The 16,822-nt window shown below is 40.2% G+C and carries 17 protein-coding genes; 14 read left to right on the top strand and 3 right to left on the bottom strand.

All coding sequences use genetic code 11. The annotated features are described in order from the left end of the window. The first annotated feature begins 8 nt into the window (after window positions 1-8). The 10 genes from lspA to ABMY35_RS18360 all read left to right on the top strand — a co-directional run bounded on the left by lspA (window position 9) and on the right by ABMY35_RS18360 (window position 9,185). Window positions 9-518: a signal peptidase II gene (lspA, locus tag ABMY35_RS18315; protein WP_349287521.1), complete on the top strand. Its 510-nt coding sequence runs from the start codon at window positions 9-11 to the stop codon at window positions 516-518. Beyond that, entirely contained in the window at window positions 515-955 is a 441-nt protein-coding gene (gene fkpB, locus ABMY35_RS18320) for an FKBP-type peptidyl-prolyl cis-trans isomerase (protein WP_138483742.1), read from the top strand. The genes lspA and fkpB overlap by 4 nt, the downstream gene beginning before the upstream one ends. Next, window positions 955-1,884, top strand: coding sequence for a 4-hydroxy-3-methylbut-2-enyl diphosphate reductase (ispH, locus tag ABMY35_RS18325; RefSeq protein WP_349287522.1), 930 nt, complete (start codon window positions 955-957; stop codon window positions 1,882-1,884). The genes fkpB and ispH overlap by 1 nt, the downstream gene beginning before the upstream one ends. Window positions 1,885-1,888: 4 nt before the next feature. After that, on the top strand, window positions 1,889-2,914 hold the full coding sequence (locus ABMY35_RS18330) for a histidine kinase (RefSeq protein WP_349287523.1): 1,026 nt from the start codon (window positions 1,889-1,891) through the stop codon (window positions 2,912-2,914). Next, window positions 2,911-3,576 (top strand): LytTR family DNA-binding domain-containing protein, encoded by a 666-nt coding sequence (locus ABMY35_RS18335; RefSeq protein WP_349287524.1) that lies wholly within the window; start codon window positions 2,911-2,913, stop codon window positions 3,574-3,576. Before ABMY35_RS18330 ends, ABMY35_RS18335 begins: the two co-directional genes overlap by 4 nt. 99 nt (window positions 3,577-3,675) lie before the next feature. After that, the gene (pilV, locus tag ABMY35_RS18340; protein ID WP_349287525.1) at window positions 3,676-4,233 is read left to right on the top strand and encodes a type IV pilus modification protein PilV; all 558 of its coding nucleotides are present in this window, start codon (window positions 3,676-3,678) and stop codon (window positions 4,231-4,233) included. Window position 4,234: 1 nt separating this feature from the next. Further along, window positions 4,235-5,224 carry a PilW family protein gene (locus tag ABMY35_RS18345; protein ID WP_349287526.1) on the top strand — a complete coding sequence of 330 codons (990 nt, stop codon included), beginning with the start codon at window positions 4,235-4,237 and terminating at the stop codon, window positions 5,222-5,224. Next, window positions 5,212-5,691 (top strand): pilus assembly protein PilX, encoded by a 480-nt coding sequence (locus ABMY35_RS18350; RefSeq protein ID WP_349287527.1) that lies wholly within the window; start codon window positions 5,212-5,214, stop codon window positions 5,689-5,691. Before ABMY35_RS18345 ends, ABMY35_RS18350 begins: the two co-directional genes overlap by 13 nt. A gap of 1 nt (window position 5,692) precedes the next feature. Further along, entirely contained in the window at window positions 5,693-8,779 is a 3,087-nt protein-coding gene (locus ABMY35_RS18355) for a PilC/PilY family type IV pilus protein (protein ID WP_349287528.1), read from the top strand. Beyond that, complete coding sequence (locus tag ABMY35_RS18360) at window positions 8,766-9,185, top strand: type IV pilin protein (RefSeq protein ID WP_349287529.1); 420 nt, start codon at window positions 8,766-8,768, stop codon at window positions 9,183-9,185. The genes ABMY35_RS18355 and ABMY35_RS18360 overlap by 14 nt, the downstream gene beginning before the upstream one ends. Here ABMY35_RS18360 and ABMY35_RS18365 read toward each other — a convergent pair. Both ABMY35_RS18365 and ABMY35_RS18370 read right to left on the bottom strand, forming a co-directional pair. Continuing rightward, a complete protein-coding gene (locus tag ABMY35_RS18365; RefSeq protein WP_349287530.1) occupies window positions 9,182-9,721 on the bottom strand; it encodes a GspH/FimT family pseudopilin in 540 nt (179 codons plus the stop codon). The genes ABMY35_RS18360 and ABMY35_RS18365 overlap by 4 nt on opposite strands. Window positions 9,722-9,791: 70 nt before the next feature. Beyond that, window positions 9,792-10,328: a GspH/FimT family pseudopilin gene (locus ABMY35_RS18370; RefSeq protein ID WP_138483760.1), complete on the bottom strand. Its 537-nt coding sequence runs from the start codon at window positions 10,326-10,328 to the stop codon at window positions 9,792-9,794. A gap of 141 nt (window positions 10,329-10,469) precedes the next feature. Between ABMY35_RS18370 and glnB the strand changes: the two genes are divergently transcribed. Beyond that, window positions 10,470-10,808, top strand: a complete 339-nt coding sequence (gene glnB / locus ABMY35_RS18375) for a nitrogen regulatory protein P-II (protein ID WP_130256575.1) — start codon at window positions 10,470-10,472, stop codon at window positions 10,806-10,808. Between the two features lie 55 nt (window positions 10,809-10,863). Here the strand turns inward: glnB and ABMY35_RS18380 are convergent, their stop codons facing one another. Next, the gene (locus ABMY35_RS18380; RefSeq protein WP_349287531.1) at window positions 10,864-11,637 is read right to left on the bottom strand and encodes an outer membrane protein assembly factor BamD; all 774 of its coding nucleotides are present in this window, start codon (window positions 11,635-11,637) and stop codon (window positions 10,864-10,866) included. 123 nt (window positions 11,638-11,760) lie between these two features. Between ABMY35_RS18380 and rluD the strand changes: the two genes are divergently transcribed. The 3 genes from rluD to clpB all read left to right on the top strand — a co-directional run bounded on the left by rluD (window position 11,761) and on the right by clpB (window position 16,138). After that, window positions 11,761-12,738: a 23S rRNA pseudouridine(1911/1915/1917) synthase RluD gene (gene rluD / locus ABMY35_RS18385; protein WP_138483764.1), complete on the top strand. Its 978-nt coding sequence runs from the start codon at window positions 11,761-11,763 to the stop codon at window positions 12,736-12,738. 3 nt (window positions 12,739-12,741) lie between these two features. After that, window positions 12,742-13,476, top strand: coding sequence for a peptidoglycan editing factor PgeF (gene pgeF, locus ABMY35_RS18390; protein WP_349287532.1), 735 nt, complete (start codon window positions 12,742-12,744; stop codon window positions 13,474-13,476). Between the two features lie 88 nt (window positions 13,477-13,564). After that, a complete protein-coding gene (gene clpB, locus ABMY35_RS18395; protein WP_349287533.1) occupies window positions 13,565-16,138 on the top strand; it encodes an ATP-dependent chaperone ClpB in 2,574 nt (857 codons plus the stop codon). Window positions 16,139-16,822 lie beyond the last annotated feature (684 nt).

Consider the following 16,822-nt stretch of genomic DNA (forward strand, 5'->3'; position numbering starts at 1 on the left):
AGCAACTAGTGACCGAAGTTAAACAAAAATCGGGTTTAATTTGGTTAGTACTGAGTCTACTGCTTTTTGCAGTAGACTACATAACCAAAGCTGTAGTCGTGGCAAATATGAAGCTCTATGAATCTATAGAGATTTTGCCAATTTTTAACTTCACTTACATGCATAATTATGGGGCTGCGTTTAGCTTCTTAAGTGATGCAGGAGGTTGGCAACGCTGGTTTTTCAGCAGTATTGCAGTGGTGATCAGTGTATTATTGACTTGTTGGCTGAAGAAGCTACCTGCGAAAAACTGGGTGTTATGTGGTGCTTACTCGATGGTTATTGGTGGTGCAATTGGCAACCTCGTTGACCGTTTAGTGCATGGTTATGTTGTAGATTTTCTACATTTTTATTATCAAGATTGGCACTATCCAGCATTCAATGTGGCTGATATCGCAATTGTATGTGGTGCGGGTCTACTTCTTTTAGATGCCTTCACAGGTGAAGGTGCAGATGGTTCTCAGGAGAAAAAAGCATGAGCGAACACGTCATTGGCGAAAAATCAGAAGTTCTTTTTCATTTTTCGATCAAGCTAGAAGACGGATCGGCAGCTGATTCAACAAAAGTACATAACAAACCTGCAAAGTTGTTCATGGGCGATGGCAGCCTGACTGAAAACTTTGAAAAATGCCTTTTAGGCTTAAAAGCGGGTGAGAGTAAATCTTTTGATTTAGAGCCTGAAGACGCCTTTGGTCAGCCAAATCCAGACAACATCTATTATGTTGAGCGCAGTAAGTTTGGTCCTGATGCACCAGCTGAAGTGGGCAGTATTATTGCTTTCACTCAGCCAGATGGCACTGAGCTACCTGGCCTTGTGCGTGAAGTGGCAGGTGACTCTGTAACAATCGATTTCAACCATCCTCTAGCTGGTCAAAAGGTAACGTTTGAAGTTGATATTCTAGAGGTAACTGGCTAATGGATATTTTGTTAGCTAACCCTCGTGGCTTTTGTGCGGGTGTTGATCGCGCTATCTCAATAGTGGAGCGTGCATTAGATATTTTTAACCCGCCTATTTATGTGCGTCATGAAGTCGTACATAACAAGTATGTGGTTAATGGCTTAAAAGATCGCGGTGCTGTCTTTGTTGAAGAGTTACACCAAGTACCTGACGACAGCATTGTTATTTTCAGTGCGCACGGTGTATCGCAAGCTGTACGAGCAGAAGCGAAGCGTCGTGAATTAAAAGTATTTGATGCTACTTGTCCTCTAGTTACTAAAGTGCATATGGAAGTAACACGCGCAAGCCGCCGTGGCACTGAATGTGTTTTGATTGGTCACCAAGGTCATCCTGAAGTGGAAGGCACCATGGGTCAATACGACAACCCAGAAGGTGGTATTTACTTAGTAGAAACGCCTGAGGATGTTGCAGCACTAGAAGTGAAAGATCCAAGTAACTTATTTTACTGCAGTCAAACAACTTTATCAGTTGACGACACTGCAGATGTGATTGATGCGTTACGTGCTAAATTCCCTGAAATTGACGGCCCACGTAAAGACGACATTTGCTATGCAACACAAAACCGTCAAGATGCTGTGCGTGATCTTGCTGATAAAGCTGATGTGCTATTGGTAGTGGGAGCTAAAAACAGCTCAAACTCGAATCGTTTACGTGAGCTTGCTGAGAAGATGGGCACAACTGCTTACTTAATTGATGATGCAAGCTGTGTTGATGCTAGCTGGTTTGAAAATATCAACTCAGTCGGTGTTACTGCGGGTGCATCAGCCCCTGAAGTGCTTGTTCAACAAGTTATTACACGCTTGAAAGAGTTAGGTGGTAAAACTGTGGTCGAAAACCCAGGTATCGAAGAAAGCATTGTATTTGCGGTGCCTGCCGAGTTGAGATAACTTTATGGCAGCAAGGTTTAAATCGCCTGATTTAACATCTGCATTGCTGCCTATTATGGTGACTGAGCGTGGTGTACTTGCCATGCTCGTTACCTCACAATTACTAGCAACCCTGTTAGCGTTTGCCCCGATGAGCGTTGGCTCAGCATGGGAGCGTCTAGGTTTAATTAGTCTATTTATTCACCTTGTCAGCACGACAAGTTTGGCTGTAGTTTATGGCTTAAAAACGCAGCTATCAAAACTCAGTTCCCATTCAGAAATCCTTATAATTTTAGCTATTTTTCAGACAAATACCTTAATTCTAAGTTTATTGTCACAGCATTATATTGCAGGGCAAATTGACTGGACTATTGCGACTCAGCACTGTGTGCTGGGGTTAGGTATGCAGTTATTTTTCATTTATTTAATGAGCATTTATGCTGAACGAGTAGAGACAATTAAAACGCTTTCGAAGGTGGAGCTTGACGCATTGCATGCTCGTATAAGGCCGCATTTCTTAAATAATAGCCTTAATACCATTGCCGAGTTAGCTCATCTTGATCCTCAAGCCGCGGAACAGGCGACGTTAAATCTTGCGCGTTTATCACAAGCCGCCATGCGTACTCAACAATTAACGACACTTGAAGATGAGATAAACTTATCAAAGCAATATTTGGCGATAGAGGCATGGCGTTTTAGTGATAAGTTTGAAGTTATATGGCAGATTGATTCTTGCAACTTAGCAAGCCAAGTGCCTGTTTTATCAATTCAGCCTTTGCTCGAAAATGCAGTGAATTATGGTGTTGAACCGAGTGGCAATAAAAGCCAAATTGAAGTGTTTATTTTGGATGCTGCTGAGCAAATAGTTATCAAGATAACTAATCCAATTACTCATTATGACCGCAATGGTCATTCAGGGCAGGGGATCGCCCTGTCGAATATTAAAGCTCGGATTGAGCTTCATTTTGGAAATAGTGCAAGTTTACAAACGACAATTGAGCAAGATAAGTTCGTGGCAGAGTTAAGTATTCCCATTGGAGCTAAAGTATGAAGTACATCATCGCTGATGACGAACCTTTGGCAAGAGCAAGAATTATACGTTTGCTATCAGTCTGGCCACATTATGAGTGTGTTGCACAAGTAAGTTCTGGTGATGAGGTTGAGCCGGCTATAAAAGAACACTCAGTACAATTGCTGTTTCTTGATATCAATATGCCAGGGCTTGATGGTATTAAAACGGCTGAAATACTTAATCAGAGATATCGTGACTTAAAAATAATCTTTATTACCGCCCACAGTGAATTTGCTTTGCAAGCTTTTAATGTGTTTGCAGCTGGTTTTTTGGTTAAGCCTGTGAGTCAATCGGATTTGTTTTCACTTCTAGCGCGCTTATTTAAACCTCGCATTCAGTATCAAGTAGGAAATCAAACCCGTTGGGTTGATGTTGATGATGTGATAGTGGCTAAAGCGGAAGATAAGCTAACGCAGATCTACTTCCAAGGTGGTGATGCGACAATTGATTTAAGCCTAAAAAAGCTACTCAATCTTTACCCTGAACATTTTGTACAAATTCACCGTAATACATTAGTAAAGGCAAAGTCCATAAAGCAACTCGAACATACACATTCAGGTATTCTGGTTAGTTTAGCTGACTATCCTGAAAAATTAGCGGTAAGCCGCCGTGCTTATTCTGCAATAAAAAATCATTTATAGACCGTTTGTCAGAAATAAAAACCGCTTATCCTTTCAAAAATTGCTTCTAGTAAGCAACTCTTTAACAATGCACACATCATAAACCGTTTTTGACTGTGTATGCCATTCATCAATCGAACACAATCAGGGTTCACCCTTCTTGAAGTGCTAATCGCATTTATGGTGTTGAGCTTTGGGTTATTAGGCGCTGTAGCTTTACAGGCGCAAGCCAAAAAAGCCAGTTTTGACTCTATGCAACGTGCGGCTGCAATTTCGTTGGGTGAAGATATTATGCAGCGTATCAGATCAAATGATACTGCAGATATAGTGTCTTTGTATAAACAAACGTTCAGTAGCGACACAGATTTAAGCCCTCGAGATGATTGTTATACAGATGTATGTAGCGCACAGAATATTGCCAGAACTGATCTTGAAAACTGGAAAGCAGCGATTAGAGCAAGAGAAAATACTGGGTCTTTGGACGAAGCGACGGTCTGTATCAATATTACACCAGTAGCGAATACTGCAGGAATGGGGTTTGATGTGAGCGTCATTGTTTCGTGGCGTGGTAGGCAAGACTTTAAAGCGTCCGATGCGACTAGAGACATACAGTGCGGTAATGTCGATGATAGGCGTCGTTTAGTAAAACTAGATAGTTACTTATTGATCAGAGGATAAAATGAAGCAGAAAGGTTTCACTATTTTAGAATTTCTGATTTCTATGTTTATTGGCTTCTTAATTTTAGGTGGTGTCATTGCGACTTATGTGAGCATGAAAGCGACAACTCGAGATACGATGGCAATTGGTGAGTTGCAAGAAACAGGTCGCCTAACTTTATCTATTCTAAGAAGAGATATAGAGCAGATTGGATTTTGGGGCACATTTTATGAGGCTGAATTCTCAGTAGATAACACGGTAGGTGAATCAAACCCTGATCCTGATTGTTTTGGCGGGTTAAATAACGGCAGTTTTCCTGATACCACCCCGACAAACTTTAGACCTATATTCGCAGAAGTGTCTGATGGCAACGAAATGCTAGGCTGTGTTGACGACTCGAAGGAAGACACGAATGTTATTCAGTTAAAGTTTCTTGAAGGGCGTCAGATGACACCTGAGACTATCACAAATACGAATCGATATTATTTCATTGCTGAGCAAGAAAAAGCACAATTTATAACCGGGGATGCTGCTAAAAACCCATTACCTACAGTAAACGCGACGTTATGGCCTTATAGCCATCATGTTTACTATATCAATGAGCAAACCTTAAAAATTAATAATAGAGATATAGTTGTGCCTGTTCTAATGCGTAAAAGATTAACTGAAAATGGTGGCTTAGTGACTGAGCCCATCATGGAAGGCATTGAAGATATGCGTATGGTGTTTGGTATAGACAGTGACTCAGATAATAAAGTGGATACCTACCGAAGTACTCAGGCCATGACCGCAGAACTCTGGGAAAACACCAACGGTATTTTAACGGTTCAAGTTTTTTTACTCGTCAGGTCCTTAGAGGCTGATGCCGATTTAGAGTTAAAAAGTCAGACTTATACGCTCGGACTAGATGATGATAAACGAGTTCATACTTTTACCGATAAATATAGGCGAACCGTTTTTACAACGACAATCCGTTTGAATAATGTGGGGTCTACAGCATGGCGAATGTAAAAAAGCAGAAAGGTGTTGTTCTAATCACAGCCATGATCATGATAGTCGCGGTCACAGCAGTCGCTGTAAGTTTAATGAGTAGCAGTAGTATCGATTTAAAAATCACCAATGCAGCACAAGAGCGTGCAGAGGCTGAAACCGAACTTATTGGTGAGATCCATAAACTCATAGTTGCAGAAGGAACCAGTGCCAACAATCGATTTACACTCAAGCGCCAACAAATGCCTGATGATGGTATGGATATGAGTTCGTCCTCAACCCCTTCACATATGACGAATACACTTAAAAATTTGAATAATGGCGAAATGGAATTGCATTGCCCAAGGCAGTTCGCTTATACAGATGGCTTAACCTGCAACTTAACGGAAATGGAGTCAACCATCACTTACGGTTCTAAGAATAAGCATACAATTACTGTGGTCATAGGGATTGGTCAAGAAATCATTAGTCACAATGAGGGCAGCTAAGATGAAACATAACGTATTTTTTTGCCTTATAGCTTTGATCATTGCCTTTACTACAAAAGCTGAAGATATAGAGCTTTTCGTTAAACATAATATAGATATTCAAGAAAAGCCTAGGGTAATGATTGTATTTGACACCTCGGGCAGTATGGCATTCTCTAGTACAACTGGATACAGCTGTGGTTATGACTACTACAGAGGAAAATATATATTATGCTCAGACAATCGTTTGGGGGTTGCAAAAAATACCATCACTGAGCTTATAAATGATAATACAAATGTCGATTTTGGCTTAATGCGTTTTAACAGTGATAACCAGGGTGGTTATGTATTGTCAGGTATAGGCGCTAGCAGTTCTGAGATAAAAAATAAAATAAATACATTAGAGGCCAATGGCGGTACGCCTTTAAGTGAAACGCTTTGGGAAGCCTACCTTTATTTGACCGGTGGGAGCGTTCGCTATGCAGACGGTCAATCATCTGGTAGAGATACGAGTATCGAATCGGGTGGTAAGTATATTTCTCCGTTTGTGCCCAAAGCCGGGGAACAGCGTTGTAATAGTGCCGTAAATGTGATCTTGATGACAGATGGCGATCCATCTGCAGATGGTAATGCCAATAATAGTATCTACTGGAAGCATAAAGGTATTTATAATGAAACTGTACCAGTTGTAAGAAGCAATTACATGCCAGCTATTGCTGCTGTTATGCATGGCCGCGGTGGTAGTGATCCTGTCGAAATAGATTTATATCCTAGTTCTTCAGATTTAAAAGACACAGCATATGTCTATACGGTTGGCTTTGGACAAGGAATGAGTGATGCTGGAGAAGATATCTTGAAAAAAACCGCTGAACTAGGCGGTGGTAAATACTATCAAGCGGATACTGCGGAAAAATTAAAAGAAGACTTTAATAAAATCATCAGTGATATCAATCAACGGAATTCGAGTTTTGTGTCTCCTTCGGTATCAATGAATAGCTCAGATCAAACTCAAAGTGGTAACTCCCTGTACTACACCATGTTCTTACCTGAAAAACATACTCGATGGAGAGGGAATCTAAAAAAGCTTCAAGTCAAAGACGGTGAAATCATCGATATGTCAAATAAGCCTGCGCTCGATGCACAAGATGGCATTATCAGTAAAGATGCGACAACCTTTTGGTCTGCACCTGGTTCAAAAGATGGAAATAATATCGAGCAAGGTGGTGTGAATTATCAATTATCTAAGCAAACCTCTCGTAAACTATTTTCGGATTTTGGGAAAGGTACTCTGATAGATTTCAAATGGAATAAAGCGAAAAATAAAGTTGGTGCAAAGCAATTAAGAAAACTATTTAACGCAAATGATAACACTGAAGCTAAGCAAATTATGAGTTGGGCTTCAGGCAAAGATGTACTAGATGAAAATAGTGATTCAGATATAAGAAAAGATATTTTTGGTGACCCTCTTCACTCAAAACCGGTTACCATGGATTATGGCAACAATGATATCCGTGTCTTTGTTGGCACTAACTCCGGTGTTTTGCATGCTTTCAAAGATAATGGCAACATTGTAAATGAAAGTTGGGCGTTTTTACCTGGTCAGTTGCTTGATATTCATAAGCCGCTAATGAATAAGCAGGATGGAACTAAGCTTTATGGTGTTGATGGTCCAATAACGGTATTCCATAAAGATATTAACCGAGACCGCATTGTTAATGGTTCAGATAAAGTATGGCTGTTTTTTGGACTCAGAAGAGGTGGAACCGCGTACTACGCCTTAGATATAACGAGTCCCGATACACCTAAAATGTTATGGGGGGCTCCTATAACACCAGGAAAAACAGGCTTTGAAGAGTTAGGTCAGTCATGGTCAAAGCCTTTCGTGACATACATTCGTTCACAAAAAGAAAAGCCTGTGGTGATTTTTGCTGCAGGTTACGATACCAATAAAGACAATATTTCTAAAACGAAAGATAGCAAGGGACGAGGTTTATTCATTGTCGATGCAGAGAGTGGCAATTTAGTTTGGTCATTGACACCAGGTGGTCCGAGTATTAATACCGAACAAGCGAGTAAATTTGAAGGCCTCCATAGTATTGCAGCAGATGTTTCACTCATGGACTCGGATTACGATGGATTTACGGATAGGATCTATGCAGCAGATACAGGTGGTAACATTTGGCGGGTTGATATGCCAAGAGATAAACCAAATGACACTGAAAACCCTTGGACCCACTTTAAATTTGCAGAGTTAGCAGGTTCGAAAGACAGAGATGATAGACGTTTCTTTTATCAACCATTAGTTGCTCGTACTTTCTTTAGTAAAGTCACCAAGACGATAACCAACAATGACTCGTATACAACACGAAGAGAAGTCCCCTATGAAGCGATTATTATAGGCAGTGGTAATAGAGCAAGTCCACTAGAGAAAACAGTGAATAATCAGCTCTATGTGATACGTGATGAAAACACGGTAACACGCTCATACCAAGGTGATGAGGTACCAGATACGATTTACCATAGCCAGCTTATGCAAGTAAAAGATGAACCTTTCTACCAAGCAACGTCTAAACAAGCTTTTTACGAAAAAGAAGCGGAGCTAGGTGCGCTTAAAGGATGGAAATATCAACTGAGTGCTGGAGAAAAATCGTTAGCAAAAGCAACTGTCGTGGGCGGTATTGCTTACTTTACTTCGTTCACACCACACTTAGATACTACGGTAGACCAATGTTCGGTAGGCAGTGGCGGTGGTTCTTTATATGCTTTACATTTACATTATGGGGCGCGTGTGTTCCAGAAGATCAGATATGACACTGAGAGAGAAGTCCCCAGTACACCAGTGATCCTTTACAATAAAGAATCAGAAACAGAAGGGGGGTACAAACGTAGCACTGGCCGTTTAAATATTGAATTAAAGAGTACTGATTCTTCAGGAGGTAAAGGCCCCGATGGCAGTAAACCGAGTGAACCATTCTTAAGTGCAAAAGTGGCGGGTCCCTTACCAACACTCAGTAGCACGGGGCAGCCAACATTTTTGAGTAATGAAGTGCATGGTATTACGACAAAACAAATGTATATTTACAAACGAGAGGATCATGATGAAAAGTAATCATATAAAGGGCTTTACCTTGCTCGAAATGCTGATTGTTGTTGCGATAGCGGGCATTCTAGCTTCTGTCGCTTATCCTCAGTATACAGAATACGTTAAGCGAGCCGCGCGCTCAGATGCAATGGTATTACTATTAGATGCTGCCAATAAACAAGAGCAATATTATGCTGATAACAGAAGCTATGCAGATGATTTGAGCTTAATAAATGTCCCTTCTACGAGTGAAAATGGTTATTTTACCATTACAGTTGAGGTGCCAGACACAGGTACATCATTCAAAATCACGGCAACAGCAGCTTCTGGTGCAGTGGCAGGTGATACTGCTTGTTCTACGTTTACCATTACTGATACAGGAGTTAAAGGTTCTACAGGCATAAGTGATACGGATGATTGCTGGGAGCGCTAAATGCGCTCCTTACATTTTCTAGTATCCCTCACCCTTGCTCTACCTGCATTGTTAATACTCATTTCAAGTCCAGTAGGTTTGCCTTTGAGGTCAAATGCACAATAGACAAAAGTACCATTTGCTAACCCTTTTAAACTACCATCGGGCTTAAATGTAATGGCATGTCGTGGGTATGATAATTCATCTTGGATATTAATACGGTCAATGACGTAGAGTACTTCTTCATCGGTATCGAGTACATGGTTTCTATTGGTATCGACAAAACTGGTTAATGATTCATGCCAAAGATCTTTGTGACACTTATTATGTACTAAACCACAAAAACTAATGTATTTATCGTGGGTTATAGCATAGCCTCGCGACAGAAAGATTTGCCGCTTTATCTGTTTAAGCGCTACTTCAGGTCTATTTTTGTGTAAAACGCTATTGAAGGAAGGCATAGCCAAAAAAGTAAGAATAACGATTAAAGATAGGGTGACGAGTAACTCAATCAGAGTTAAACCTCGAACGCGATTAAATGAGTTTTTAGCTGCCATCCTTGCAACCTTAATAAGATTAAATTGAGATTATAAATATAGAATAAAGTATTAGTTTGTCAATGTTATTTTATGAACAGCCGGTGCTGCTATCACCGTTATACAGTGCAGTCCCACCAACTGTGAGTGTCAGCGCTTTGGCATGTTCAGTTTGATTTAAAGGACAATAGATAAATTGACCAGCGTTTGTATTCACAACACGACCACTACTATCAAACCTTAAACGCGTATCTGGTGCTTTTAGATTGTCATTTGCTATAAGCTTATCCATAACGCGAAGTAAATCATCACTCGCTACTTCATATGTGCCATTATTATTTTTATCAATAAATGAAATGATCTGGTTATTCTTCCAGTTATTGATGCATGTGAGATTTTCGTTTGCAGCGAGTTTTGTGGCATCGACAGGGCATAAGATGACGATTTCATCACTGGTTGTAGCTTTTGCTCGAGCAAATGTGATGTGTCTTTTCAACTCAAGCATAAAAGACTCTGCACGTGTTTTTTCATTTAGATCCGTATTACCGGCAAAAGACAAGGTCACTAAAATAGCTAATATCGCAATAGTGATGAGTAGTTCTAATAACGTGAAGCCACGATGTTTCATATTGACGCCTAGAAAAGAGCAATTTTTCAATTGTAGCATATTTCATTATGAAGCTTTTTCTCAATAGTTTGCAACGAGTTTGTTTGCTATGAATAGTGGGATTGTCTAAAATCGACTCACTCGCTAAGGAAATAAAACACCATGAAAAAAATAGAAGCAATAATTAAACCTTTTAAACTCGATGATGTTCGTGAAGCTTTGTCTGAAATAGGCATTACAGGTATGACAGTCTGTGAAGTGAAGGGCTTTGGTCGTCAAAAAGGCCATACAGAGCTATACCGTGGTGCGGAATATATGGTCGATTTTTTGCCTAAAGTGAAACTAGATATTGTTTTAGCTGACGAAGATGTTGATAGAGCGATCGAAGTTATTCTTAAAACAGCGCAGACAGGTAAAATAGGTGACGGTAAAATCTTCGTGACTGAAGTCGAGCGTGTAGTGCGTATTCGAACAGGTGAAGAAGACGAAGAAGCTATTTAATGAGATTAAACAAAAACGGCGCTCAAAGAGCGCCTTTTTTGTTTATTAACGCAAATTAATTTATCTGTCGCTGTTGCTCGTTTAATAAACGCGTCTGCTGTGCATGCTTGCTCAACTCATCAAGTCCAAGCTTGGCATAGCTTTTCTCCATTATCTCAAGTGCTGTGATTAAATAGCTGCTTTGGGAAAAGTGTTCCACAACATATTTACCACGGTTAGCTGCGGCTAGATATGCCTCACGCTCAAAATAATATTCAGCTACTTTAATTTCGTAACGAGCCATTTTATTTAAAAGCCATACTAAGCGTTTTTTTGCTTCAGGTACATATGGGCTTTCAGGATAGCTATCTACTAAAGTTGAAAGATCTTGGAAAGCAACACGGGTGCGACTTGCATCACGGTCAGCTCTATCTATGCCGAAGTATTCTTGAAAGGCATTTTTATCGGCCTGAATATTAACTAAGCCACGCATAAAATACATGTAGTCTAAGTTTTTATGATTTGGGTTTAGACGAATAAAGCGGTCGATTGTTGCAAGTGCCTGATCAGTGTTTCCTGTTTTGTAATAGGCAAAAACGAGATCCATTTGTACTTGCTGTGCATGAGGACCAAATGGATAACGAGAATTTAACGCAGCCAGTAACTCAATAGAACGTGCATATAAACCAGAGTCTAAGGTTGATTTAGCATCTTCATAGAGTGCTTGTGCTGATTTATTCGGCACACGTTCGATATCTTCTTGCTCTGGTGCAGAAGAGCATGCCGCAAGACCTAGAAAAGAAGTGCTGACTAGGATGGCAAAGGCGCGTTTCCCTAATTTAGTTATCATTTTATTTTACTACCTTTGGTGTCTTCGGCTAGGCCAAGATGGCAAAACCGAGTAAACTATGCATTTATGCGATTCTAACCCAGTCGAGCTAAGCTTGCACTGGTAATTTAGGTAAACTAACAGATGTCTGAGCAAATTTCTCTTCAAGCCGAAGTGCCAACTGAATTAGGCGGTAAACGTCTAGACCAAATTTTGGCGCAAATGTTCCCTGATTTTTCACGTTCAAGAATAAAAACTTGGATTTTAGATGAAAAAGTCACCGTCGATGGTGAGGTCTTATCGACACCAAGAGAAAAGCTGCTAGGTGGGGAGTTAATTTCCATCGAGACGCAAATCGAAGCGCCACGTGAATATGAAGCACAAGACATCGACCTAAACATCGTTTATGAAGATGATGACATCCTTGTTATTAACAAGCCTATGGGGCTAGTGGTACACCCTGGTGCTGGTAATCCAGATGGCACAGTATTAAATGCCTTATTACATCATCACCCAGATATCATTAATGTGCCACGAGCGGGTATTGTGCATCGTCTAGATAAAGACACGACAGGTTTAATGGTTGTTGCAAAAACCATCCAGGCTCAAACACATCTTGTTAAAGCCCTACAAAAACGTGATAACTTTACCCGTGAATATGAAGCGATTTGTAATGGTACAATGACAGCTGGAGGCATGGTTGAAAAACCAATTGGTCGTCATGCAACAAAACGCACGCATATGGCTATTCATGAAATGGGCAAACCTGCGGTAACGCATTACCGCGTTGCAGAAAAGTTCAGAGCGCACACACGTTTACGCTTAAGACTAGAAACAGGTCGTACTCACCAAATTCGTGTACACATGGCTTATTTAACGCATCCGCTAGTTGGGGATCAATTGTATGGCGGCCGTCCTCGCCCTCCTCGCAATGCAACCCCAGAATTGTTCGCGCAGCTAAGAGACTTTAAACGTCAGGCGCTGCATGCAATTAAGTTAAGTATTGCGCACCCAATTACGGGAGAGCAAATGACTTGGGAAGCGCCTGTACCTGAAGATATGCAAATTCTTACCCAGGCGTTACGTGATGATACGAAAGCTAACCCCGATTTAGTCTATTAGAATATGCAGTTAGTTGATTGGCCATTACACCAAGTTGTCGGTGGTATTCAAACTACACGTTTAGGAGGTTGTTCTAGGCCTCCTTATTCGAGTTTTAACCTTGGGTTTCATGTTGGTGATGACGAAGATACTGTGTTGGCTAATCATCGAGTCTTAAGTGAGTTCTTACCAAATCCACCATTTTGGTTAGATCAGGTCCATAGTGCCAATGTTGTAGAGGTAATAAACTCTTTTAAAGAGCAGAAGGTATCTGATAGGCCAAAAGCCGATGCGCTTTACACAAAACTAAAAGCGCAACCTTTGGCAATTATGACCGCTGATTGTTTGCCAATTCTGTTAGCGAGTAACAATGGTAAAGAAGTGGCTGCTGTTCATGGTGGCTGGCGGCCTCTTGCTGGCAATATTATTGAGAAAACTATTGAGAAGTTTACCGCACCGAATCAACAAATATCGGCTTGGTTAGGCCCAGCAATTGGGCCTACTGCATTTGAAGTGGGTTCAGATGTTGTGAATGCTTTTACGTGCATGAATTCATCACATATTGATGACTTTACAGAGCGACAAAATAAAAAGTTTTTAGCTGATATTTTTTCTATTGCCAAACGGCAGTTGTCTTCGCTTGGCATAACACAAATATACAGTCATTATGAATGCACCTTTTCTATGCCAACAAAGTATTTCTCCTACCGCAGAGATGCAATTACGGGTCGATTAGCGACCTTGATTTGGCGCAAATAAATCAAATTAAAACTCTAAAATAGCCTTGAACAATACCTGTTGAATACCCATAAAGTAACTAGATTATTTTTATAAAGGTTTAGACGTCATGCGTTTAGATAGATTCACAAGTAAATTCCAATCTGCACTTTCCGATGCGCAATCACTGGCATTAGGCCGAGACCATCAATTTATTATGCCTGTGCATTTGATGTATGCACTACTTCAGCAAAATGGTTCAAGTGTTAGAGCTTTACTAGCGCAAGCAGGGATCAGTGCTGACGAACTAAATAATAAACTGACTAAATCAATCGATAAAATATTTAAGGTTTCAGGTATCGGTGGAGACGTTCAACTTCACAATGAACTTATTTCTCTTATTAATTTGTGTGATAAATATGCTCAAAAGCGCAAAGACGAATATATATCGAGTGAGTTATTTGTATTTGCTGCGTGTGAAGATAAAGGCGAATTAGGTCAAATTTTAAGAGAGTTACAATTAACTCAAAAGAAAGTAGAGCAAGCTATAAAAGCAATTCGAGGCGGTCAAAAAGTTGATAACCCAAATGCTGAAGACACACGTCAATCTCTTGAAAAATTCACTATTGATCTGACTGAGCGTGCAGAGCAGGGAAAACTAGATCCTGTAATTGGCCGCGATGAAGAAATCCGACGCACAATACAAGTACTACAGAGACGTACTAAGAATAATCCAGTTCTAATCGGTGAGCCAGGCGTTGGTAAAACAGCCATTGCTGAAGGTTTAGCACAACGTATCATTAATGGAGAAGTACCTGAGGGTCTTAAAAACAAGCGAGTTCTTTCTCTTGATTTGGGTTCTCTGGTAGCTGGTGCAAAATACCGTGGTGAATTTGAAGAACGCCTAAAGTCAGTTCTAAATGAACTGGCAAAAGAAGAAGGACAAGTGATTTTATTCATTGATGAAATCCACACTATGGTAGGTGCGGGTAAAACTGACGGTGCAATGGATGCAGGCAATATGTTGAAACCTGCACTTGCCCGAGGTGAGCTACATTGTGTGGGAGCCACTACTCTAGATGAATATCGTCAATATATTGAAAAGGATGCTGCGCTAGAAAGACGTTTTCAAAAAGTATTTGTGAGTGAGCCAAGTGTCTCTGACACAATTGCTATTTTACGTGGTTTAAAAGAGCGTTATGAGCTTCATCACTCTGTAGACATCACAGATCCTGCAATTGTTGCTGCAGCGAACCTTTCCCATCGTTATATTTCAGATAGACAACTTCCTGATAAGGCCATTGACTTAATTGATGAAGCAGGCAGCTCTATTCGTTTGCAAATAGATTCTAAACCTGAGCAACTAGATAGGTTAGAGCGTAAGATCATTCAACTAAAGTTAGAAGACAATGCACTGGCGAAAGAAAAAGACGAAGCAAGTCAAAAGCGTCGTACTGAAATGCAGAGTCTAATTTCAGAATTAGAGAGTGAATACAAAGAACTTGATGAAGTGTGGAATGCCGAAAAAGCATCTTTACAGGGCACGCAAGTAATAAAAGGTGAGCTAGAGCAAGCGAGATTAGATCTTGAAGTTGCACGTCGAGCAAGCGACTTGCAAAGAATGTCAGAGCTTCAGTATGGACGAATTCCTGAACTAGAAAGAAAACTAGATCTTGCATCTCAAGCTGAAATGCAAGAAATGAGCTTGTTAAAAAATCAGGTCGGTGAAGACGAAATTGCAGAAATATTATCACGCTGGACTGGGATACCTGTTGCTAAGATGCTACAAGGTGAGCGCGAAAAACTCCTACAAATGGAAGATGAACTACATAATAAAGTAATAGGGCAAGACGAAGCGGTAAATGCGGTATCAAATGCTATACGTCGTTCAAGAGCTGGTCTTGCAGATCCAAATCGTCCGATTGGTTCATTCTTATTCTTAGGCCCGACAGGTGTAGGTAAGACTGAGTTAACAAAAGCACTTGCTAATTTTATGTTTGACACTGAAGAAGCCATGGTTCGAATTGATATGTCCGAATTTATGGAAAAGCACTCAGTCGCAAGATTAGTTGGTGCACCTCCAGGCTATGTCGGATATGAAGAAGGAGGTTATTTAACAGAAGCAGTAAGACGTCGTCCTTATTCTGTTGTGTTATTAGATGAAGTAGAAAAAGCACACCCTGATGTGTTCAATATATTGCTACAAGTTTTAGATGATGGCCGTTTAACTGATGGTCAAGGCCGTACTGTTGATTTTAAAAACACAGTGATCATTATGACGTCAAACTTAGGATCTGACATCATCCAAGAGCAAGCTGGTCAAAATGACTATACATCATTAAAAGAAAAGGTGATGGGTGTCCTGGCTACTCAGTTTAGACCTGAGTTTATAAACCGCATCGATGAAACCGTCGTGTTCCATCCTTTAATAGATGAGCATATTAAAGAGATCGCGAATATACAACTAGATAAATTGACAGCCAGACTTTTCGAGAAAGGTTATCAGTTTGAATTATTACCTGAAGCGTTAGATAAGATTGCTGCGCATGGTTTTGATCCTGTGTTTGGTGCAAGACCTCTTAAACGCGCAATACAACAATACGTCGAAAACCCATTAGCACAAAAACTATTGTCAGGCGAATTTATCTCAGGTGATAAAATTAGAGTAACGGTAGATAACGGCGTTATTACATTTATAAAGTAATAAGCAGACTAATCATTGGGCATTCATTTTATATGTGTGCCCAAATTAATTTCATTTTCTTCCTTGCATTATCTTTCTTCTCGACAATACTTAAGTTCCCCCGAATGATTAGGGGGTGGTTATATGACTTAAATATTGTAGTTTTACTTCGTTCTGATTTCTTTTTGTACAGAAAACATCTGAAAACAGACGTTTTGTTTAAAATACACGCGAACAGTCAGTTTTTTGCATTTTTCTTTAAAAAAAGGGTTGCGCGCTTTTAATTTCTCCCTATAATGCGCACCCACTGACACGGGGCGAGACGCTGAAAAGCAAATCAAAACGATGTCGAGTCAAATAAAACTTAATCTTAAAACTTTCTCTTAAGAAAAAGATTGAAATTAAGTGTTGACATAAAAAGTGAAGTCGTTATCATAGCGCTCCACTTCGCAGCAAGGCTGCGGTAACTAGCCAGGCGTTAGTTACACCGGGTAACCGGAAATGTTCTTTAAAAATATGAAGCAATCATCTGTGTGGGCACTCGTACAGATTGAGTTCTAACAGCTCTTGATTCAGGGGCAAAAAATTTAGAGTCTCAATTTCTTATGAGTGACTATATAGTCAATTTATACAGAATTCATTGAGCACGAATCTTCGGATTCAAAAAACTTTTAATTGAAGAGTTTGATCATGGCTCAGATTGAA

Origin of the sequence: Pseudoalteromonas sp. BZB3 (assembly GCF_040104455.1) — a bacterium.
GTDB lineage: Bacteria > Pseudomonadota > Gammaproteobacteria > Enterobacterales > Alteromonadaceae > Pseudoalteromonas.